We start from the raw sequence: 20188 nt of genomic DNA, 5'->3' as shown, positions 1-20188 counted from the left end.
GGGCGATCCGGTTCACTGGATCAGTCGCGCAGCAGGGTCAGGATTCGGGGTCCATCCTCGGTGACAGCAACGGTGTGCTCCCAGTGCGCGGCACGAGAGCCGTCCTTGGTAACCACGGTCCACTCATCTTCGAGAATTACCGTCTTCGACGTACCCAACGTCAGCATCGGTTCGATTGCCAGCACCGAACCCGGCTCCAGGAACGGACCCCGGCCGGGCGATCCCTCATTGGGCAGGAACGGGTCCATGTGCATCTCTTGCCCGATGCCGTGGCCGCCGTAGCCCGCAACGATGCCGAACTTGCGGTCATAACGGGCGGAGGCGGCGTGAGTCGCCACCTCGATGGCATGCGAGACGTCGGTCAGCCGGTTACCGGGCACCATGGCGGCGATACCCGCCTCCATGGACTCGCGGGTGGCGTCGGACAGCTTCTGGTCGGCGTCGATCAGCGGACCGACCCCGAACGTCACGGCGGAGTCGCCGTGCCAGTCGTCCAGGATGGCGCCGCAGTCGATGGACACCAGGTCGCCGCTCGCGAGCACCTCGTCGGCGGCCGGAATCCCGTGCACCACACGGTCGTTGACCGACGCACAGATGGTCGCCGGGAAACCGTGATAGCCCAGGAACGACGGGATGCCGCCACCATCGCGGATGACGGACTCGGCGATCTGGTCCAACTCAAGAGTGGACATCCCGGGCGCGGCGGCCTCACGGACCGCCCTCAGCGCCGCCGCCACCAGCGAGCCGGCAGCCGCCATCGCGTCCAATTCGCCGGGGCTCCGCTGGGGGACGACCTTGCGGCCGCGTCGGGGTAGACCAATCATCGATAACTACTGACTTCAGCCGCGGACGGCTACTTGCCCAGCGCCTGCAGCGCGCGGGCGAACACCTCGTCCAGGCTGCCGACAGCGTCGACCGAGACGAGCTCGTCGCGGTAGTAGTCGAGCAGCGGGGCGGTCTCGTCCCGGTACACCTTCATCCGGTTGAGGATGACCTCTTCGGTGTCGTCGGCGCGACCGCGGCTCTTCAGCCGGGTCAGCAGCTCGGATTCCGACACGCGGAACTCCAGCACCGCGTCCAGCTTGAGATTGCGCTTGGCCAGCATGTCGCGCAGCGCCACGGCCTGCTCGACCGAGCGGGGGAAGCCGTCGAGGATGAATCCGGCGGCGGTGTCGTCGGCGTCGAGACGGTCGTCGACCAGTGCGTTGGTCAGCTCGGCAGGGACCAGGTCGCCGGCGTCGAGGTACTTCTTGGCCTCAACACCGAGCGGCGTGCCCTTGCTGATGTTGCTACGGAACAGATCACCCGTGGAAATCTGCGGGATGCCGAACTTCTCGGCCAGCTTCTCGGCCTGAGTGCCCTTGCCTGCTCCCGGCGGTCCCAGCAGAACCATTCTCATTTGAGGAACCCTTCGTAGTTGCGCTGCATGAGCTGGCTCTCGATCTGCTTCACGGTGTCCAGGCCGACGCCGATCATGATCAGCACGGCCGTACCGCCGAATGGCAGGTTCTGCACGCTGCTGCCGCCGCTCTGCAGGAACAGATTAGGCAGCACGGCGATCAAACCGAGGTAGATCGAGCCTGGCAGCGTGATCCGGCTGAGGACGTACCGGAGGTAGTCCGCCGTGGGCTTGCCCGGGCGAATGCCGGGGATGAAGCCACCGAACTTCTTCATCTCGTCCGCCCGCTCGTCGGGGTTGAACGTGATGGACACGTAGAAGTACGTGAAGAAGATGATCAAGCCGAAGTAGATCGCGACGTAGACCGGGTCGGCCGGGTTGGTCAGGTACTTGGCGACGGCCTTGGACCACCAGCCGTTCGACGCGGCCGGATCGCCGGCGGTGACCAGCTGGGTGATCAGGTGCGGGATGTAGATCAGCGACGACGCGAAGATGACCGGGATGACGCCGGCCTGGTTGACCTTGAGTGGCAGATAGGTCGAGGTGCCGCCGTACATCCGGCGGCCCACCATGCGCTTGGCGTACTGCACCGGGATGCGGCGCTGGCCCTGCTCGACGAAGACGACGCCGACGATGATGACAAGGGCTGAGACCAGAACCGCGGTGAACACCACGCCGCCGCGGCTCTCCAGGATGGACTGGCCTTCGGACGGGATGCGGGCGGCGATACCGGCGAAGATCATGAGCGACATGCCGTTGCCGATGCCGCGCTCGGTGACGAGCTCGCCCATCCACATGACCAGGGCGGCGCCCGCGGTCATGACCAGCACGATCACCACGAGGGTGAAGATGCTCTGGTCCTGGATGATGCTCAGCGAGCAGCCCTGCAGCAGGTTGCCGCTGGCGGCCATGGCGACGATCGAGGTGCCCTGCAGCACTGCCAGTGCGATCGCGAGATAACGCGTGTACTGCGTCATCTTGGCCTGGCCGGCCTGACCTTCCTTCTGCAGCTGTTCGAAGCGCGGGATGACCACGACCAGGAGCTGCACGATGATGCTCGCAGTGATGTAGGGCATCACGCCGACCGCCAGCACCGACAGGTGCAACAGCGCACCACCGGAGAACAGGTTGATCAGCGAGTAGACCTGGGCCGCGTCACCGCCACTGACCTGCTCGATGCACTTCTGCACGTTCGGGTAGTTCACCCCGGGGGACGGCAGCGCAGCGCCGGCCCGATACAGGATGACTACACCCAGCGTGAAGAGGATCTTGCGTCGCAGATCGGCCGTCCGCAGGGACGAGATAAAAGCCGAAAGCACTCTTCCTCCTGCGCAGCCGAGCTCTGGCCGCGGCGTGCTGATGGGGCTGGTCAGGTCCAGCGTTTGGTTAATTCCGTGCACGACCAACAGCAGGTACTCGACCTGCCTGGGCGCGCCGTCAAATCAGTCTCCGAGAATAACAGTTGCCGCCCCCACGACCCGCATCCGCACGGCGCCGACCCCTTGCTACCCGGCCCAGTCCAGTCAAAATCTGCCATGACCCGGCATTTCTGCCATGTTCAGGAACGGCGCGTACAGTCGCCGCCAGGGTCATTACACAAGCTAACTACCGCCTTACGCAGCGGATAACTCAGGACAGGAACGACGCGATGGCACGCACTGACAACGACACCTGGGACCTGGCCTCGAGCGTGGGAGCCACCGCGACCCTGGTGGCCGCCGCCCGCGCCCTCGCCACCCGGGCCGAGGACCCCATCATCGACGACCCGTTCGCCGCTCCCCTGGTCCGCGCGGTCGGGGTCGACTTCTTCACCAAGCTCGTCGACGGCGCTGCCGATCCCACGCAGTTCGACGCCGGGAACGGCCCGACCATGTCGCAGCTGACCAACGGGATGGCGGCCCGCACCCGATTCTTCGACGACTTCTTCCACGACGCCGGCAAGGCCGGCATCCGGCAGGCGGTCATCCTCGCCGCCGGGCTGGACGCCCGGGCCTACCGCTTGTCCTGGCCGGCAGGCACCGTCGTCTACGAGATCGACCAGCCCGAGGTCATCGAGTTCAAGTCGAAGGCCCTCTCGGACCTGGGCGCGGCGCCGACCACACAGCGGCGCACGGTGGCGATCGACCTGCGCGACGACTGGCCGGCCGCGCTGCGCGCCGCGGGCCTGGACCCCACCAAACCCACCGCCTGGATCGCCGAGGGACTGTTCGGCTACCTGCCGCCCGAGGCTCAGGACCGGCTGCTCGACCAGATCTCCGAACTGTCCGCACCGGGCAGCCGGATGGGCGCCGAAGGCGTACCGGCCACACCGGACCGCGACGAGGACGCGGTGCGGGAGCGGATGAAGGCGGTATCGGAGCACTGGCGCGAGCAAGGCTTCGAACTCGACTTCGCCGATCTGGTCTATCTCGGCGACCGGGCCGACGTGGACACCTACCTGCAGGGCCACGGCTGGCAGACCACCGTCGTCACCTCCAATGAACTGCGAGTCCGCAACGGCCTTGCCGCTGTCGAGCCCGACCCGGACGGCCAGCCCTCGATGGGCGAGGTCAACTACGTCACCGCGCTGCGCTGATCCCCTGACAGGAGTGAACCGATGACCCGCACCGACAGCGACACCTGGGACCTGGCCTCGAGCGTGGGCGCCACCGCAACCATGGTGGCCACCGGCCGTGCCCTTGCGACGAAGGAAGCGGAGCCGCTCATCCGGGATCCGTACGCCGATCCGCTGGTGCGGGCCGTCGGCGTCGAGTTCTTCATCAATCTGATCGACGGACAGATCGACCTCAGCGGCGAGGTCGGGACCGCCGCCGCCATGATGACCAACCTGATGGCGGTGCGGACGAAGTTCTTCGACGACTTCTTCACTTCTGCGACCACCAAGGGCATCCGGCAGGCCGTCATCCTGGCCGCCGGCCTCGACTCGCGCGCCTATCGGCTGCCGTGGCCCGACGGCACGGTGGTCTACGAGATCGACCAGCCCGAGGTGATCACCGCCAAAACCGGGACCATGGCGCAGATCGGTGCCACGCCGACCTGCGAACGCCGCACCGTCGCCATCGATCTGCGCGACGACTGGCCCGCCGCGCTGCGCGCCGCCGGGTTCGATCCGTCGGCGCCGACGGCCTGGATCGCCGAGGGGCTGCTGATCTACCTGCCGCCCGAAGCGCAGGACAAGCTGTTCGACAACATCACCGCCCTGTCGGCGCCGGGCAGCCGGCTGGCCACCGAGTTCCACACCGACCACGGCGCCGGCATGGCCCAGCGCGGCGCGGCCATGAGCGAGCGGTGGCGTGGCGCCGGCCTGGACCTGAACCTGACCGACCTCTGGTATCAAGGCGACCGCACCTCGGTGGTCGAGCACCTCGACGCCAGCGGCTGGAATACCACGGCCCGCCCACGCCTTGAAGTGTTCGCGGAGTACGGCCGCCCACTCGCCGAGACCGAAGACACTGCGGCACTGCGCAATTCACTTTCCGTGACGGCCATCAAGAACTAGGAGCTGCACCGCGATGACACGAACTGACGGAGATTCCTGGGACCTGGCCTCCAGCGTCGGGGCCACCGCCACCATGGTTGCGGGCCAGCGCGCCCTCGCCCACCGCGAGCGGTTGATCGACGACCCGTACGCCGAGCCACTGGTCCGGGCCGTCGGACTGGACTTCTTCACCAAGGCACTGGACGGTGAGATCGACCTCAGTGACGTGAACCCGGCGTTCACCCCGCGCCGCGCGGCCGAGGGCATGACGGTGCGCACCCGCTGGTTCGACCAGTTGTTCCTCGACGCGGCCGCCGCCGGCGTACGGCAGGCGGTGATCCTGGCCGCTGGACTGGACGCGCGCGCCTACCGGCTGCCCTGGCCCGACGGCACCGTCGTCTTCGAGGTGGACCAGCCCGAGGTCATCGAGTTCAAGTCCACGACGCTGGCGAAGCTCGGTGCCGCCCCCACGGCGACCCGGCGCACCGTCGCCGTCGACCTGCGCGACGACTGGATGCAGGCACTGCGCGACAACGGCTTCGATCCCGCGGCGCCCACCGCCTGGATCGCCGAAGGGCTGCTCATCTACCTGCCGCCGGAGGCCCAGGACCGGTTGTTCGACAACATCACCGCGCTCTCGGCGCCGGGTAGCTTCGTGGCCACCGAGCACGTCGGCGACCTGAGCAGTGCCTTCGACGACGAGCGCATGCAGGCGATGCGCGAGCGGATGAAGGCGCTCGGTTCGAACATCGAGATGGCCGACCTCATCTACCAGGGCGACCGCAACCACGTCACCGACTATCTGACCCGCCTCGGCTGGGACGTCACCGCGCGGTCTGTCGAAGAAGCGCACGCCGACAATGGTTTCCAGTACCCGGACGACGAACTGTCCCGGGCCTGGACCCAGCTGAAGTACGTCCGCGCAGTCCTGGGCCAGAAGGCATAATTGCAATGGCACGGACACCCGGGGACAGCTGGGATCTGGCGTCGAGCGTGGGCGCGACGGCCACGCTGGTGGCAACCGGGCGCGCGATCGCCAGCACCCATCCGCACGGTTTGATCGACGATCCGTTCGCGGCGCCGCTGGTGCGCGCCGTCGGGATCGAGGCGTTCACCAAGATGGTCGACGGTGAACTGGATCTGTCCATGCTCGACGCCATCGCCCCGGACGCGGCGTTGCGGGCCCGCGCCAACATCGACGAAATGGCCGTTCGGACCAGGTTTTTCGACGACTACTTCGCGACGGCGGCCGACGGCGGCATCCGGCAGGCCGTCATCCTGGCCTCCGGGCTGGACTCGCGCGCCTACCGGCTGCCGTGGCCCGACGGCACGGTGGTCTACGAGATCGACCAGCCCGAGGTCATCGAGTTCAAGACCCGTACCCTGGCCGGCCTCGGCGCAGAGCCGACGGCGCAGCGCCGGACCGTGCCGATCGATCTGCGCGAGGACTGGCCGGCAGCGTTGCGGGCGGCCGGCTTCGACCCCAGCCTGCCGACGGCCTGGCTGGCCGAAGGTCTGCTGATCTACCTGCCGCCGGAAGCCCAGGACACGCTGTTCGACAACATCCACGAGCTGAGTGCACCCGGCAGTGCCGTGGCCACCGAATTCGTGCCCGGGCTCAAGGATTTGGACCCTGACCGGGCTCGTGAAGCTGCCGCGGGGTTCCAGCAACTCGGCTTGAACATGGACATGCCGTCACTGGTCTACCACGGTGAAAGGCATTCCGCTGCAGGCTATCTGGCCGCCAAGGGCTGGCAGATGACCGGCATCGGTCGGGCTGATCTCTACGCCCGGTACGGTTTGACCGCCGCAGACCTCGGGGACGCCGACCCCATGCGCGAGATCATCTATATCAGCGGCACTCTCGGCTGAGCAGACCGTCCGTTAGAAGCGGTAGTCCCCCAGCCAGAGCGCGCTGACCCCGGTCAGCGACCGCTCGGCCTGGCCGAGCGCACCGACCAGTGAGCGACCGAGCACCGCGGCCACCGCGTCGGGCAACGACGCCGCGGCCGGTTGCGAGGAGGCCTTGGGCCGTACGTGATCGAGCAACGACGACCCCGGGTAGTTGACGGTTCGGACCGGAGCTTCAACATCGATACCGGCCAGCACCTTGGCGCGGCGCACGGCGGTCCGCAGACCGCCGAGTTCGTCGACCAGGCCGTGCTCCAGCGCGTCGGCACCGGTCCACACGCGGCCGCGCGCCACCTGCTCGACGGCCTCGACCGGCAGGTTACGGCCGTCGGCGACGCGTGCCACGAAATCGGTGTAGAACAGGTCGGCCTCGGCCACCACATGTGCGTGCTGAGCCTCGGTGAAGGGCTGGTTCGCCGACCACGCGTCGGCATTATCGTTGGTACGCACTGAATCTGAGCCGACACCGAGCCGTTCCTTCAGCCCCCGCGTGACCAGCTTGCCCGTCACCACGCCGATGGATCCGGTGATGGTGCCGGCGTTGGCGACGATGTGGTCGGCCGCCATCGACACGTAGTAACCGCCCGACGCGGCGACCGCACCCATCGATGCGACGACGGGTTTACCCGTCTCGCGCAGCCGGGCGACCTCGCGCCAGATGGTCTCCGAACCCGTGACCGCGCCGCCCGGGCTGTCCACCCGGAGTACGACGGCCGCGACGTCGTCATCGGCAGCTGCCTCGCGCAGGGCCGCGGCGATGGTGTCGCCGCCCACGCTCGACGGACCAGGTGGGAAGGCGCTGGGGCCGCCGCGACCGCTGACGATTGGCCCGGCCATGGTGATGACGGCGATGGTCGGCTTGTGCTTGATCCCCGGCAGCGGCGGTACCTCGGGCAGGCTGTGACCCGCGGTGGCCTTGACGTACCGGGACAGGAACAGTCGCGGCGGGGCGTCCTTGCCGTCGGCTTCCGCTGTGCCCCCGAGCAATTCGCTGACCCGGGCATAGGCCTCATCGCGGAAACCGATGCGGTCCACCAGCTTGGCGGCCAGCGCGTCGTCACGCAGCAGCGGCGCCCGGTCGACCAGGGTGTCGAGTTCGCCGGCGTCGACACCGCGGGATGTGGCGATGGCGGCGAGCACCTGGGCATGCAGGCTCTCGATGAGCCTTGCGTCGGCCTCGCGGTGTGGCTCGGTGTAGCGGTCCTGCGTGAACATGTTGGCCGCCGACTTGTACTCACCGCGCGCGACGAACTGCGCCTCGATGCCGGCCTTGTCGAACGCGTCCCGCAGGAACAGCGCGTTCGTCGCGAAGCCCACCAGCCCGACCGTGCCCGAGGGCTGCATCCAGACTTCCCGGAACGCCGAGGCCAGGTAGTACGACATCGTGCCGGGGTATGTCTCGGCCCACGCGATGGACGGCTTGACGGCGCTGAACGCGGCGATGGCGTCGCGCAACTCCTGCACCGGACCCGCTGCGGCAGCGGGCAATTGGACGCGGGCGATCAGCCCGGCCACGCGCTTGTCGTCGGCCGCACGGTGGATGGCGGCGACGGCATCGCGCAGCACCAGCGGCCGGGAATTGCCCATGACGAATGCCACCGGGTCGAAGCCGGCGGTCTCCGGCGGCACGGCCTGCAGGTCGAGTTCCAGCACGCAGCCGTTCGGTACGCCGTGGTGACGCACGGTGTCGACCTTGCGGACAAGGGCACGCAACTCATCGGGTCCGGGTAGACCGGGCAGACTGGGCCGAAAAGCAAACATGTTCCGAGCGTACCCACTCGCCGAGCCGGTCGAATGGGTCGCGGAACCGCCGCCAATTCGCCGTTGACGTGTCAGCATTACGTGTAGAGGATTTCCCGCCGGCCAGGAGCGAAGCATGGTAGCGCTCAAACGCATTGCCGCCGTGTTGGTACTGACCGCCGCGGCTTCGGTGGGCGGCACGGCGCCCGCCGGCGCGCAGTCCGACTGCCAATTCGGCGGCGGACTCGGGCCCAATACCGCGTGCGCGTCGGCACCGCAGGACGACTTCACCGACCTCGTCCCGTACTACGGGCCCCGCCGGGGCTACGGCTACGGTTACGGTGGCTTCTTGGGCGGCTTGTACGGCGACGACGCCCTGCCTGGAATCTCCGCGGGGCCGGGCTGACCCGATTCCACGAGTTTTCGGCCTGCCGATAGCGGAACCGTTACAGAATCACGCCCATGGTGCTGAAAGTCTCCGTCTCCCCCGATCTGGTCCACGGCGATGCCGACGAGGGCTACGGCAAGGTAGCCGACGCATTCCGGGCCAACTTCGCGGCCGGCAGCGAGGTCGGTGCGGCGCTGTGTGTCTACCGCGACGGCCGCAAGGTCGTCGACATGTGGGGCGGCTACCGCGACGGCATCAGCAAGGCGCCGTGGCAGGCCGACACCATGGTCAATATGTTCTCTTCGACGAAAGGCGTTGCAGCCCTTGCCGTTGCGCATGCGGTGTCGAAGGGGCTGTTCGACTACGACGAGCGGGTCGCCGAATACTGGCCGGAATTCGGCGCGCAGGACAAGGGCGAGATCACCGTCCGTCAACTGCTGGCGCACCAGGCCGGGCTGTGCGTCCTGACCCCCAATCCCCTGCTGTCCGATATCGCCGACCCGGTGCGGCTCTCCGCGATCCTCGCGGCGCAGAAACCCGCGTGGACGCCCGGCACCCGGCACGGGTATCACGCCATCACCATCGGCTGGTACGAGTCCGAGCTGATCCGCCGTACCGACGGGCGCACGCTCGGGCGGTATCTGGCCGACGAGATCACCGGGCCGTTGGGGGCCGAGCTGTACATCGGCCTGCCGGACTCCGTCGACCGCGGCCGGCTTGCGACGCTGCATCATTGGCAGCGGTACGAGTCGCTGAAGCATCTCGATGTCATGCCCGCCGGCTTCCTGATCGGCAGCCTCAATCCACGGGGACTGTTGGCCAGGACCGCAGCCATCCCCGCCGACATCGATCCCTACGCCGGCGACTACAACACCGACCGGGTGCGCCGCGTCGAGATTCCGTCCGCCAACGGCACCGGGACGGCTCGCGCCCTGGCCCACCTCTACGGAGCCGCAGCGGTGGGCGGGACCGAAATAGGTTTCACCCCAGAAGCTTTCGATGCGTTGACCGCGCCGCCACGCAACCCGTCAGGTGGTACCCGCGACAAGGTGATGCGCGCGGAGATCGCCTACGCACTCGGCTTGTGCAAACCCGTCCCGACGTTCGCCTTCGGCTCTTCGGGAAAAGCGTTCGGCACGCCCGGGTTCGGTGGCTCGTTCGGTTTCGCGGACCCCGACACCGGCATCGGTTTCGGCTACGTGATGAACCGGCTGGGCTTCCATCTGGTCAGCGATCCCCGCGAACTGGCCTTACGCCAGGCGCTCTTCCACGATGTCCTCGGCGCCCGGATGCAGACGTAGTCTGCGTTGACCCTGAACTCATTGCGCAGAATTTCGAGTGGCGCCCACCCTCGGCACAGGGTCAACGCAAAAAAAAGAAGGGCCCCCGCCGAAGCGGAGGCCCTTCTCTGTAGAGCAATCAGAGCTCGGTCGTGCTACCACCGGCAGCGGTGATCGCCTCACGGGCGCTACCGCTGAACTTGTTGGCAGTGACGTCGACCTTGACGGCCAGCTTGCCGTCGCCGAGCACCTTGACCAGGGTGTTCTTGCGAACCAGGCCTGCGGCCACCAGCTCGTCCACACCGACGGTGCCGCCCTGCGGGAACGCCTTGGCGAGGTCGCCGACGTTCACCACCGCGTACTCCGTGCGGAAGCGGTTGCGGAAGCCCTTGAGCTTCGGCAGACGCATGTGGATCGGCATCTGGCCACCCTCGAACGTCACGGGGACGTTCTTGCGGGCCTTGGTGCCCTTGGTACCGCGACCAGCGGTCTTACCCTTGGAGCCCTCACCACGACCGACACGGGTCTTGGCCTTCTTGGACCCCGCGGCAGGCTTCAGGTCGTGCAGCTTGATGACACTCATTACGCCTCCTCAACGGTGACGAGGTGGTTGACCACCGCGAGCAGACCACGGGTCTGCGCGTTGTCCTCGCGAACGACGGACTGGCGGATCTTGCGCAGCCCCAGCGTCCGCAGGCTTTCGCGCTGCTTCCACCGGGCACCCACGGTGCCACGCACCTGGGTGATCTTCAGTTCAGCCATGTTTATGCCGATCCTTCACGCGCTGCCGATGCGGCCAGCGCTTCTGCCTCACGCCGGGCCCGCAGCATGCCGGCCGGCGCAACATCTTCGATGGGCAGGCCACGACGGGCTGCCACTTCCTCGGGGCGCTGAATCATCTTCAACGCGGCAACGGTGGCGTGCACTACGTTGATCGCGTTGTCGCTGCCCAGCGACTTGGCGAGGACGTCGTGCACACCGGCGCATTCCAGCACCGCGCGGCACGCGCCACCGGCGATGACACCGGTACCCGGGCTGGCCGGACGCAGCATCACGACACCGGCAGCGGCCTCACCCTGAACCGGGTGGACGATGGTGGCGCCGATCAGCGGGACCCGGAAGAAGCTCTTGCGGGCTTCCTCGACACCCTTGGCAATGGCGGCCGGAACTTCCTTGGCCTTGCCGTAGCCGACGCCCACCATGCCGTGGCCGTCGCCGACGATGACCAGGGCGGTGAAGCTGAAGCGCCGTCCACCCTTGACCACCTTCGAAACGCGGTTGATGGTGACAACGCGCTCGATGTAGTTGCTCTTCTCACCACGGTCGTCGCCGCGGCCACGGCCACCACGGTCGTCACGGCCGCGGCCGCCACGATCTCCGCGGCCACCGCGATTGTCCTGCGCCGAACCGGCGCCAGCCTGGTCGGCCATCATGCAGTCCTTCCGGTGATTTTCAAGTAAGTCATCAGAACGTCAACCCGCTTTCGCGCGCGGCGTCGGCGAGAGCGGCGATCCGGCCACCGTAGGTGTACCCACCGCGGTCGAACACCACCTCGGCGATGCCGGCAGCCTTGGCGCGCTCGGCGATCAGCTGACCCACCCGGGCGCTGACGGCCTTCTTGTCGCCGTCGACGGCCCGCACGTCGGCCTCGATGGACGACGCGGCGGCCAGCGTGGTGCCGGTCAGGTCGTCGATCACCTGGACGTGGATGTGCCGCGAGGAGCGGTTGACCATCAGGCGCGGACGCTCGGACGTGCCGGCGACCTTCTTGCGCAGACGGGCGTGACGACGCAGACGCGCCACCCGACGGGTCTCAGAAATGTTCTGGCCCAACGGCTTACGCTTGTCAGTCTCAGTGTTGGCCATTGCTACTTACCTGTCTTTCCGACCTTGCGGCGGATCTGCTCACCCTCGTAGCGAATGCCCTTGCCCTTGTACGGGTCGGGGCGACGCAGGCGGCGGATGACTGCCGAGATCTGGCCGACTTTCTGCTTGTCGATGCCGGACACCGAGAACTTCGTCGGGGTCTCGACAGCGAACGTGATGCCCTCAGGGGCTTCGATCAGCACCGGGTGGCTGTAGCCGAGCGCGAACTCCAGGTTCGAGCCCTTGGCCTGCACGCGGTAACCGACGCCGAAGATCTCCATCTTGGTGGTGTAACCCTGGGTCACACCGGTCACCAGGTTGGCGATCAGGGTGCGGGACAGCCCGTGCAGCGAGCGGTTACGACGCTCGTCGTTCGGACGGGTCACCACCACGGCGCCCTCGTCGTTGCGCGCCACCTCGATGGGCTCAGCGACATCCAGCGTCAGGGTGCCCTTGGGGCCCTTGACCGCGACGTTCTGGCCGTCGATGGTCACATCGACGCCGGCCGGAATGAGAACCGGCTGCTTTCCAATACGCGACATGTTTTCTGCCCCCTACCAGACGTAAGCGAGGACTTCGCCGCCCACGCCTTGTCGAGCTGCCTGGCGGTCGGTGAGCAGGCCAGTGGACGTGGAGATGATCGCCACGCCAAGGCCACCGAGAACCCGCGGCAGGTTGGTGGATTTCGCGTACACCCGCAGACCGGGCTTGGACACCCGGCGGAGGCCGGCGATGCTGCGCTCGCGGCTCGGGCCGTACTTGAGGGACACAACGAGGTTCTTGCCCACGCGGGCGTCCTCGGTGCGGTAGTCAGTGATGTAACCCTCCTTTTTGAGGATCTCGGCGATGTTCGCCTTGATCTTCGAATGGGGCAGGGTCACCTGGTCGTGGTACGCCGAGTTGGCGTTGCGCAGACGTGTCAAGAAGTCTGCGATCGGATCCGTCATTGTCATGACAGCGTTGATCAACCTTTCTCGCTGCGGTTCCCATACATCACGCCCGTGCTGGTCCCACCTCTCGGTGGCTCGGCACGTCACATCGTGGGCCTGCTACGAAGTGTTTTCCCGTATCTGACCGAGTGCGGTCAGGGGCCGTGCATCGGTAGTGCAATCCAGCTTCAGAAGGCACATACCGATCGGCCATTGGACGAAAACGCCCATGGCAACCTGCCCAGTGTAGACAATGCGCAGCTCAGGGCCAAATCCGTGCAAGGCAGTGGCTTCCGGTGACAAATATGCGACCGGACCGGCGGATTGCCGCGCAGACTCTGGCGCTTTCCCCGCTCATTCTCATTCACGGCATTTGCGGCGGTGCCTCGTCTGCACACAAAGTCGCAGATCCGCGTAGCAAGTACGTGAGTTCAATCGTGGGGCCACGGGCCCGCGGTTTTTGCACTCAGGGACATCCGACGGCCCGAAAACGTCCCTGGCTTCAATCACCATGGCTGCCAGTGCCTCGGAATTGAAGCTACGTATTTTCTCGAGCCGGGCCGCTGTCTGCACGGGCGCGCAACGTCCGTCGCAGACCGACTCGCGACGCGATGTGGGTGCACTTGCGACGGGCAGAACGCAAAAGCCGCCCCGGTCACGAGGACCGAGGCGGCTTTCTACAGCGTCATGAGACGGGCAGAGTCACCAGCTGGACTTCTGCACGCCGGGCAGCTCGCCGGCGTGGGCCATCTCCCGCAGGCAGATTCGGCACAGGCCGAACTTGCGGAACACCGAGTGCGGGCGACCGCACCGGTTGCAGCGGGTGTAGCCACGCACCGCGAACTTCGGCTTCTTGTTGGCCTTGTTGACCAGAGCCTTCTTTGCCATTGTCAGTTCTCCTTGAACGGGAAGCCCAGGGCCCGCAGCAACGCACGGCCTTCGTCGTCAGTGGTGGCCGAGGTGACGACCGTGATGTCCATGCCGCGGGGGCGGTCGATCGAGTCGACGTCGATCTCGTGGAACATCGACTGCTCGTTGAGGCCGAAGGTGTAGTTGCCGCTGCCGTCGAACTGCTTGGCCGACAGACCGCGGAAGTCGCGGATACGGGGCAGTGCGATGGAGATCAGGCGGTCCAGAAACTCCCACATGCGGTCGCCACGCAGGGTGACGCGGCAGCCGATCGGCATGCCCTCACGCAGCTTGAACTGCGCGATGGACTTGCGGGCCTTGCGGATTTCCGGCTTCTGACCGGTGATCAGCGTCAGGTCGTTGACCGCACCGTTGATCAGCTTGGCGTCGCGGGCGGCGTCACCGACACCCATGTTGACGACAACCTTGACCACGCCGGGGATCTGCATCACGTTGGCGTAGTTGAATTCATTGTTGAGCGCGTCGCGGATCTCTTCGCGGTAACGCGTCTTCAGCCGGGGCTGAGTGTTTTCCACAGTGGTCATCTCAGATGTCCTTGCCATTGCGCTTGGAGATACGGACCTTCTTGCCGCTCTCCTCATCGACGCGGTAGCCGATGCGGGTCGCGTTGCCGTCGGAGTCGACCACCATCACGTTCGAAACGTGGATCGGCGCCTCCTGGGTGACGATGCCACCCGACGATGCACCGCGCTCGTTCTGAGACTGCGCAGTGTGCTTCTTGATCCGGTTGACGCCCTCAACGAGCACCTTGTTGCGGGTCGGGTAGGCCTCGATGACCTTGCCCTTGGCGCCCTTGTCCTTGCCGGCGATGACCAGCACGGTGTCGCCCTTGTGCACCTTCATCACAAAACCTCCGGGGCCAGCGAGACGATCTTCATGAACTTCTTCTCGCGCAGTTCGCGACCGACCGGCCCGAAGATGCGGGTACCGCGGGGGTCATTGTCGTTCTTGATGATGACGGCGGCGTTCTCGTCGAACTTGATGTAGCTGCCGTCCGGCCGGCGGCGCTCCTTGACGGTGCGCACGACGACGGCCTTGACCACGTCACCACGCTTGACGTTGCCGCCCGGGATGGCGTCCTTGACGGTCGCCACGATGATGTCGCCGATGCCGGCGTAGCGCCGCGACGAGCCACCGAGCACGCGGATGCAAAGGATTTCCTTTGCGCCCGTGTTGTCGGCGACCTTGAGTCGCGATTCCTGCTGAATCACTCGATCTCCTGACCTGGGGTTTGTATGCACGCCAGATACCGACCTGGACGTGCGCGGTCTTGTTGTCCAAGAGCACTCGGGGCCACGGTGATGAGCGCTTGCGCGAACAACATCACACTGAAGTGACCCAGGTCTGCCCTGGGCAACCCCTACATACTAGGCGAGCAGCCATAACGCTCCAAATCGCTGCTCAACCGGGCCCGAAAACGGGAAAAGGCCGCTGTCAATCGATGGCAACGACCATTTTCCGCGCGCTGTGCGGTCAGCCGCCGACACCCCAGCCCAGGATTCGCGATGTCAGCAGCACCAAAGCCAACGACACCGTAGCCACCACGACCAGACCGATCACCGCGACGACGAGCGGCCGCCAGCCTGTGCGCGCGATCTGCCGGAAGTCGGTGGACAGCCCCACGCCGGCGAAGGTCAGCAGGAACGCCCATTTGGAGACGGCACCGAGGTTGGCCACCTGCCCTTTGCTCAGCAGCCCGGCGGTGACGACGGCCGAGACCGCCAGGAAGCCGAGCACGAACTTCGGGAACTTCTGCCAGACGAACGCGGCCTTGGCGCGCAGGCCGGGGGCAACGGCGTCGGCCTCTCCCCTGGCGGCCCAGTAGATCGCGAAGCCGAGGACGACGAAGCCGATGAGCGCGTTGCGCACCGACTTCACCAGGACTGCGGTCTTGCCGGCCTCGTCGGAAAAGAGGTAGCCGGTGGCCGTGGTCTCGGCGGTGTTGTCCACCGCAAGGCCGGCCCACAGCCCGAACTCGTGATCCGTCAGACCGATGGCGTGGCCCAGTGGCGGCAGCACGAACAGAGCGACGGCGCCGAGCGCCAGGATCGACGCGATCGCGTAGCTGACTTCGGAATTGCGGGCCCGGATGGCGCCCTTGGCCGCGATGATCGCCGACACCCCGCAGATCGACGTGCCGATCGCCAGTAGCGAGCCGAGCTTGCCCGACAGTCCGAACCACCGGGCCGCAGCGATGATGATGGCGCCCGCGACGGTCATGTCGATCAGGATCTGCACCAGGCTGGTGGCGCCGAGCTTGAGGACGTCGCCGAGGACGAATCGCGCGCCCAGCAGGACGATGCCGATCTTGAGCCAGAACTCGTATGTGCCGACACCGGGCCGGAAAATCCGGTGCAGACCAACGGTGTTGGTGATCACCAACCCGAAAACGATGGCCCACAGCACATATTCGATGTCCGGCACGTGCCAGTGCTGATGCTTGGCCAGCGCCAGCCACCCGACTTCGGCGTATTTGCCGGCCAGCCCCACTGCCGCCAGAAGTAGCAGGCCGGGTAGGTAGTCCAGGAACCGCCGGGCACCGGTGTGCTCTTCGGCATCGTCCTCTGGCGCAGGCTCCACCCGGTCGGCCGTGCCGGCCGCCTCCACACTCATCGCGTCACCAACCGATCTTCGGCAACACGCCGGCCACCGCCAGCACTGTCACCACAAGGCCGAGAATCGTTGCCCACCAATCGGTCCCGAGCCGGGATACCCAGCTCGTCGCCCCTGTCGAATCTGTCACTGCACTCTCCCGTCACCGATTTCCGCTCATGGTGCGGCAGCGGAACACGCGGAACCACCGATGGAATCGGCGTGAATCTAGCGACGGCCGGGCAGCTCGATCAGGTCGGTCAGCACGATTCTCGGCGTAGCGGTGATGACGCGGGCCGCTCAGCCCATCCGAATGCCGAAGTCCCCCAGCAGGACAGACTTCGCCGCATCGATGCCCTTCGCGCCGGTAGGTCCCTGCAACTGCAGTGCGATGAGGTAGTCCCCGTTGTTGGTCCACACATGCACGATGCGGTCGGCGTAGTCATTACCGGAGCCGGGCCTGTCCCCCAGCACACCCATCAGCTTCTGTCCGCTGTAACCACACAATTCGTCGGGCAGGATGCTGACGCTGTTGTATTCGTGTCCCGCGGTGCGGGCATCGGCGTATTGCCGGAACGCCGACGCAGCATCCTGCGTGGTCCGGGTGATCGTCACGGCGCCGGTCAGGCCGTCGGGTCCAGTCAGGTTCAGCGCGACGTCGCCGGACGGCGGCGCCCCCTGGCCGAATCCGTCGGGCACCGCGACGATGACGCTCGGCGCACCGGGCGCTCCCGTCGTCGCCGTCATGGTCTGCGCGGGCGGGCTGGGCGGGTCGCAGGTCTGCTCCCCCGCCGCGACGGGATGTTTGGTGGTCTCGACCACCCCGTACGCCGGCAGATCGGGCATGGCCGACACCGACGCCGAGGACGTGGCGGACGAACTCGTCGCCGCGGAGACAGTCCCGCCGGATGGCGTTGTGCTGGAAGGCTTCTCGCTACCTTTGCCGCCGCACGCGGCCAGCACGGCGGCCGCTGAGGCCACGGCGAGACACCGGAAGATCATCCCGCCCATCTGCGGCCCTAGTCCTTGCAGAATGCCTTGGCCAATTCCCGTTCGGCGTCGAGGTACGGCGTACCGGAGATGTCGACGACAACCTTGGCGATAACTCCGCCGGCAAAGGGATACGGTGCCCGGTAACGGTTCGACACCGGCTGACCGTCGTTGCGTCCGACCGCCACTCCGCCACCGGCGAGTCCGAAGGAACCGGGGTGGGCGCGAACGTCCGGCCGGGTCGCCACCACCGCGTCGTCGATGCGCAACTCGACGGTGCCGAGCGGGGTGTGGCTGCCCTCCACCGTGCCGGTCCGCTCGTACCGGACTCCGAACACATGGCGCCCGAGCGGCAACGGATCGAGCGCGGAGAGCCACTGTTCGTCTTCACCCATGAAGTTGTAGACGTATTGCAGCCGGTCGTCCTGGACGAAAAGCACGTGGCCGCCGTGGCCGGCGCCCTGCTTGAACAGCACGCCTTCGGCACCCGCCGATTCGACGTCGACTTCGGCCAGGACGGAGAACGACTGCCCCCGCAACTCGACGCAAGCACCTATGCCCACCTCGGCGGCGTGCGGGTAGTACGTGAAGGTCTGCCGGTCTCCCATCAGGTAAGGACGTTCACGCAGCAGCATCTCGAAGACGTTCAGATCAGCCAGCGGCAGGCCGTTGTACTTGGCGGCCTCGGAGAACCAGAGCTCTTGCATTTCAGCAAGTTTGGCCGGGTCCTCGGCGGCCAGATCACGGCACTGGCTGCGGTCGGACTCGATGTGGAACAGCTCCCAGCGGTCCTTGTCGAAATGCGCCCAGCCCGACGGCGTGGCGGCGTGCACGGTATTGGCGAACCAGCCGTTGTGCCATATTCCGCGGGTGCCGAGCATTGAGTAGAACTGCGTCGTCTTGCCGGTGGCGGCGTCCGAGTCTTTCAGGGCCGCTTTGAAACTCACCCCTTCCAGCGGGCGCTGCGGAACTCCCCGGACCTCGGTGGGCGGCTCGATGTCCAGCAGGTCGTAGACCGTGGGGGTGATGTCCGCGACGTTGACGTAGTTGTCCCGCACCTCGCCGTGTGCGGCGATTCCGTTGGGCCAGCTGATGATTGCGGTATCGGCGATGCCGCCCTCGTGGGAGGCATACCGCTTGAACAGCTTGTAGGGCGTGTTGAAGGCCATCGCCCAGCCGATCGGATAATGGTTGTACGTGTCCGGCGAACCCAGGCTGTCGAAGTACCGCATGCTCTCTTCGACGGTATCGATGTAGCCGTTGAAGAATTTGTTCTCGTTGACCGAGCCGTTCGGTCCGCCTTCGCCGCTGGCCCCGTTATCGGAGATGACGACGATGAGGGTGTTGTCCAGCTGGCCCGACTCCTCGAGATAGTCGAGAATCCGGCCGATCTGCGCGTCGGTGTACGACAAGAATCCGGCGAACACCTCGGCCATGCGGGCGAACAGCCGCTTCTCGTCGTCGCTCAGCCCGTCCCAGGGACGCACGGTGTCCTGCAGCGGCCACGGCTCGCCATTCGGTCCGTTGACGTCCAGATACGGATTCATCGGCGAGAGCTCGGTGTCGGGCGGCACGATGCCGAGCCGCTTCTGATTCTCCAGAACCAGGTCGCGGTAGGCCTCATAGCCCATGTCGAACTTGCCGGCGTACTTGTCGGCCCATTCTTTGAAGACATGGTGGGGGGCATGTCCGGCGCCCGGGCAGACGTAGGAGAACCACGGCTTGTCCGGGGCGATGACCTTGGCGTCGCGGATGAATTCGATGGTCTTGTCCGCCAGGTCTTTTGACAGGTGGTAGCCCTCTTCGGGAGTGGCCGGCGGGGCGACGGGGTGGTTGTCGTACACCAGCTCCGGGTACCACTGGTCGGTCTCGCCGCCCATGAACCCGTAGAAACGTTCGAAGCCGCGCGCCAGCGGCCAGTGCCGTTTCGTCGACGCAAGGTTCGACTCCTCCAACGGCGTCAGGTGCCACTTGCCGACGCAGTAGGTGTTCCACCCCTTCTCGGCCAGCACCTCGGACAGCAGTGCCGTCTCAAAAGGAATGCGGCCGTGGCAGTTCGGGAAGCCATCGGTGAATTCCTCGATGGTGGCCATGCCGACCGAGGTGGCGTTGCGCCCGGTCAGCAGAGAAGCCCGGGTCGGCGAACACAGGGCGGTGGTGTGGAATTGTGACAGGCGCACGCCCTTGTCCGCGATGCGGCGCATGGCCGGCATGTCGACCAGACCGCCGAAGCAGTCCCAGGTGGCGATGCCGGTGTCGTCCCACACCAGGTACAGCACATTGGGCGCGCCCGTCGGAGCCGTCGGCGCGGCATACGGCGCCCAGTCGGGCTCCGAGTCGCGGATGTCGAGCTTGATCTTGCCCTGAAATTCAGTTGCCATGACGCCTCGTCCCGTTCAGCGCTCGCCGATCTCGGCGATCGCCCGGAGATTACACCCGCGGCCTGTGCCGCGCCCGCGATATTGACGTTCACGACGAGCCGTCAGCGGGCGGCCACCACCGATCCGATGCACACGAGCGCGCACCTGCACACAATTCGGCGCCGATGCCGGCCCAGACTGGTTGTGCCGACTGAAATTTCAGCCGAATACAAAACTGCCCCTCTTCCGGGCGGGTTCGCGCGGTCGTCGCAACACTCACGAATGTGAGAGGTTGCGGCGACCGTGTCGTTTTCGGAGGACTGTG

24 protein-coding genes are annotated in these 20188 nt (G+C 66.4%); 6 read left to right on the top strand and 18 right to left on the bottom strand.

The genetic code is table 11. The annotated features are described in order from the left end of the window. Nucleotides 1–20 precede the first annotated feature (20 nt). From map to secY, 3 genes are read right to left on the bottom strand one after another with little or no spacing between them, the layout of a single operon-like run. Nucleotides 21–824: a type I methionyl aminopeptidase gene (gene map / locus AC3WTE_RS23610; RefSeq protein WP_492441421.1), complete on the bottom strand. Its 804-nt coding sequence runs from the start codon at nt 822–824 to the stop codon at nt 21–23. Between the two features lie 29 nt (nt 825–853). Next, complete coding sequence (locus tag AC3WTE_RS23605) at nt 854–1399, bottom strand: adenylate kinase (RefSeq protein ID WP_459366641.1); 546 nt, start codon at nt 1397–1399, stop codon at nt 854–856. Then, the gene (secY, locus tag AC3WTE_RS23600; RefSeq protein WP_492441419.1) at nt 1396–2718 is read right to left on the bottom strand and encodes a preprotein translocase subunit SecY; all 1323 of its coding nucleotides are present in this window, start codon (nt 2716–2718) and stop codon (nt 1396–1398) included. The genes AC3WTE_RS23605 and secY overlap by 4 nt, the downstream gene beginning before the upstream one ends. A 329-nt stretch (nt 2719–3047) precedes the next feature. On the opposite strand from secY, the gene AC3WTE_RS23595 reads away from it, so the two are divergent. The 4 genes from AC3WTE_RS23595 to AC3WTE_RS23580 are packed head-to-tail and all read left to right on the top strand — an operon-like array spanning nt 3048 to nt 6749. After that, nucleotides 3048–3974: a class I SAM-dependent methyltransferase gene (locus AC3WTE_RS23595; RefSeq protein WP_492441418.1), complete on the top strand. Its 927-nt coding sequence runs from the start codon at nt 3048–3050 to the stop codon at nt 3972–3974. A gap of 21 nt (nt 3975–3995) precedes the next feature. Next, a complete protein-coding gene (locus AC3WTE_RS23590) occupies nt 3996–4898 on the top strand; it encodes a class I SAM-dependent methyltransferase (protein WP_492441416.1) in 903 nt (300 codons plus the stop codon). 13 nt (nt 4899–4911) lie between these two features. Beyond that, on the top strand, nt 4912–5823 hold the full coding sequence (locus tag AC3WTE_RS23585; protein WP_492441414.1) for a class I SAM-dependent methyltransferase: 912 nt from the start codon (nt 4912–4914) through the stop codon (nt 5821–5823). 5 nt (nt 5824–5828) lie between these two features. Continuing rightward, nucleotides 5829–6749: a class I SAM-dependent methyltransferase gene (locus tag AC3WTE_RS23580; RefSeq protein WP_492441412.1), complete on the top strand. Its 921-nt coding sequence runs from the start codon at nt 5829–5831 to the stop codon at nt 6747–6749. A 12-nt stretch (nt 6750–6761) separates the two neighbouring features. Here the strand turns inward: AC3WTE_RS23580 and sppA are convergent, their stop codons facing one another. Beyond that, a complete protein-coding gene (gene sppA, locus AC3WTE_RS23575; protein WP_492441410.1) occupies nt 6762–8549 on the bottom strand; it encodes a signal peptide peptidase SppA in 1788 nt (595 codons plus the stop codon). A 115-nt stretch (nt 8550–8664) separates the two neighbouring features. On the opposite strand from sppA, the gene AC3WTE_RS23570 reads away from it, so the two are divergent. Then, nucleotides 8665–8934, top strand: a complete 270-nt coding sequence (locus tag AC3WTE_RS23570) for a hypothetical protein (protein WP_492441408.1) — start codon at nt 8665–8667, stop codon at nt 8932–8934. A gap of 56 nt (nt 8935–8990) precedes the next feature. Then, entirely contained in the window at nt 8991–10217 is a 1227-nt protein-coding gene (locus AC3WTE_RS23565; RefSeq protein ID WP_492441406.1) for a serine hydrolase domain-containing protein, read from the top strand. A gap of 118 nt (nt 10218–10335) precedes the next feature. Here the strand turns inward: AC3WTE_RS23565 and rplO are convergent, their stop codons facing one another. From rplO to AC3WTE_RS23495, 14 genes are all read right to left on the bottom strand, one after another. Continuing rightward, nucleotides 10336–10779 (bottom strand): 50S ribosomal protein L15, encoded by a 444-nt coding sequence (gene rplO, locus AC3WTE_RS23560; RefSeq protein WP_459366650.1) that lies wholly within the window; start codon nt 10777–10779, stop codon nt 10336–10338. After that, nucleotides 10779–10958: a 50S ribosomal protein L30 gene (gene rpmD, locus AC3WTE_RS23555; protein ID WP_020101428.1), complete on the bottom strand. Its 180-nt coding sequence runs from the start codon at nt 10956–10958 to the stop codon at nt 10779–10781. The genes rplO and rpmD overlap by 1 nt, the downstream gene beginning before the upstream one ends. A gap of 2 nt (nt 10959–10960) precedes the next feature. Then, nucleotides 10961–11626 (bottom strand): 30S ribosomal protein S5, encoded by a 666-nt coding sequence (gene rpsE, locus AC3WTE_RS23550; protein ID WP_455980471.1) that lies wholly within the window; start codon nt 11624–11626, stop codon nt 10961–10963. Nucleotides 11627–11660: 34 nt separating this feature from the next. Then, nucleotides 11661–12062, bottom strand: a complete 402-nt coding sequence (gene rplR, locus AC3WTE_RS23545) for a 50S ribosomal protein L18 (protein WP_459366651.1) — start codon at nt 12060–12062, stop codon at nt 11661–11663. Between the two features lie 2 nt (nt 12063–12064). Next, nucleotides 12065–12604 (bottom strand): 50S ribosomal protein L6, encoded by a 540-nt coding sequence (rplF, locus tag AC3WTE_RS23540; protein ID WP_138232190.1) that lies wholly within the window; start codon nt 12602–12604, stop codon nt 12065–12067. Between the two features lie 12 nt (nt 12605–12616). Then, nucleotides 12617–13015 carry a 30S ribosomal protein S8 gene (gene rpsH / locus AC3WTE_RS23535; protein ID WP_138232191.1) on the bottom strand — a complete coding sequence of 133 codons (399 nt, stop codon included), beginning with the start codon at nt 13013–13015 and terminating at the stop codon, nt 12617–12619. Between the two features lie 678 nt (nt 13016–13693). Continuing rightward, on the bottom strand, nt 13694–13879 hold the full coding sequence (locus AC3WTE_RS23530) for a type Z 30S ribosomal protein S14 (protein WP_023955966.1): 186 nt from the start codon (nt 13877–13879) through the stop codon (nt 13694–13696). A 2-nt stretch (nt 13880–13881) separates the two neighbouring features. Further along, on the bottom strand, nt 13882–14445 hold the full coding sequence (gene rplE, locus AC3WTE_RS23525) for a 50S ribosomal protein L5 (protein WP_020101422.1): 564 nt from the start codon (nt 14443–14445) through the stop codon (nt 13882–13884). A gap of 1 nt (nt 14446) precedes the next feature. After that, nucleotides 14447–14764: a 50S ribosomal protein L24 gene (gene rplX, locus AC3WTE_RS23520; protein ID WP_020101421.1), complete on the bottom strand. Its 318-nt coding sequence runs from the start codon at nt 14762–14764 to the stop codon at nt 14447–14449. Next, nucleotides 14764–15132 (bottom strand): 50S ribosomal protein L14, encoded by a 369-nt coding sequence (rplN, locus tag AC3WTE_RS23515; protein WP_020101420.1) that lies wholly within the window; start codon nt 15130–15132, stop codon nt 14764–14766. Before rplN ends, rplX begins: the two co-directional genes overlap by 1 nt. A gap of 262 nt (nt 15133–15394) precedes the next feature. Next, a complete protein-coding gene (locus AC3WTE_RS23510; RefSeq protein WP_492441402.1) occupies nt 15395–16534 on the bottom strand; it encodes a YeiH family protein in 1140 nt (379 codons plus the stop codon). Between the two features lie 4 nt (nt 16535–16538). Continuing rightward, nucleotides 16539–16664, bottom strand: a complete 126-nt coding sequence (locus AC3WTE_RS23505; protein ID WP_492441400.1) for a hypothetical protein — start codon at nt 16662–16664, stop codon at nt 16539–16541. 149 nt (nt 16665–16813) lie between these two features. Continuing rightward, nucleotides 16814–17524 carry a hypothetical protein gene (locus AC3WTE_RS23500; protein WP_492441398.1) on the bottom strand — a complete coding sequence of 237 codons (711 nt, stop codon included), beginning with the start codon at nt 17522–17524 and terminating at the stop codon, nt 16814–16816. An 8-nt stretch (nt 17525–17532) separates the two neighbouring features. Continuing rightward, the gene (locus AC3WTE_RS23495; protein WP_492441396.1) at nt 17533–19884 is read right to left on the bottom strand and encodes an arylsulfatase; all 2352 of its coding nucleotides are present in this window, start codon (nt 19882–19884) and stop codon (nt 17533–17535) included. Between the last annotated feature and the right edge of the window lie 304 nt (nt 19885–20188).

This window comes from Mycobacterium sp. FW102-FHT13B02 (genome assembly GCF_058790275.1).
The sequence above is the reverse complement of the archived record's forward strand: the minus strand, read 5'-3'. Positions and strand labels throughout refer to the sequence as shown.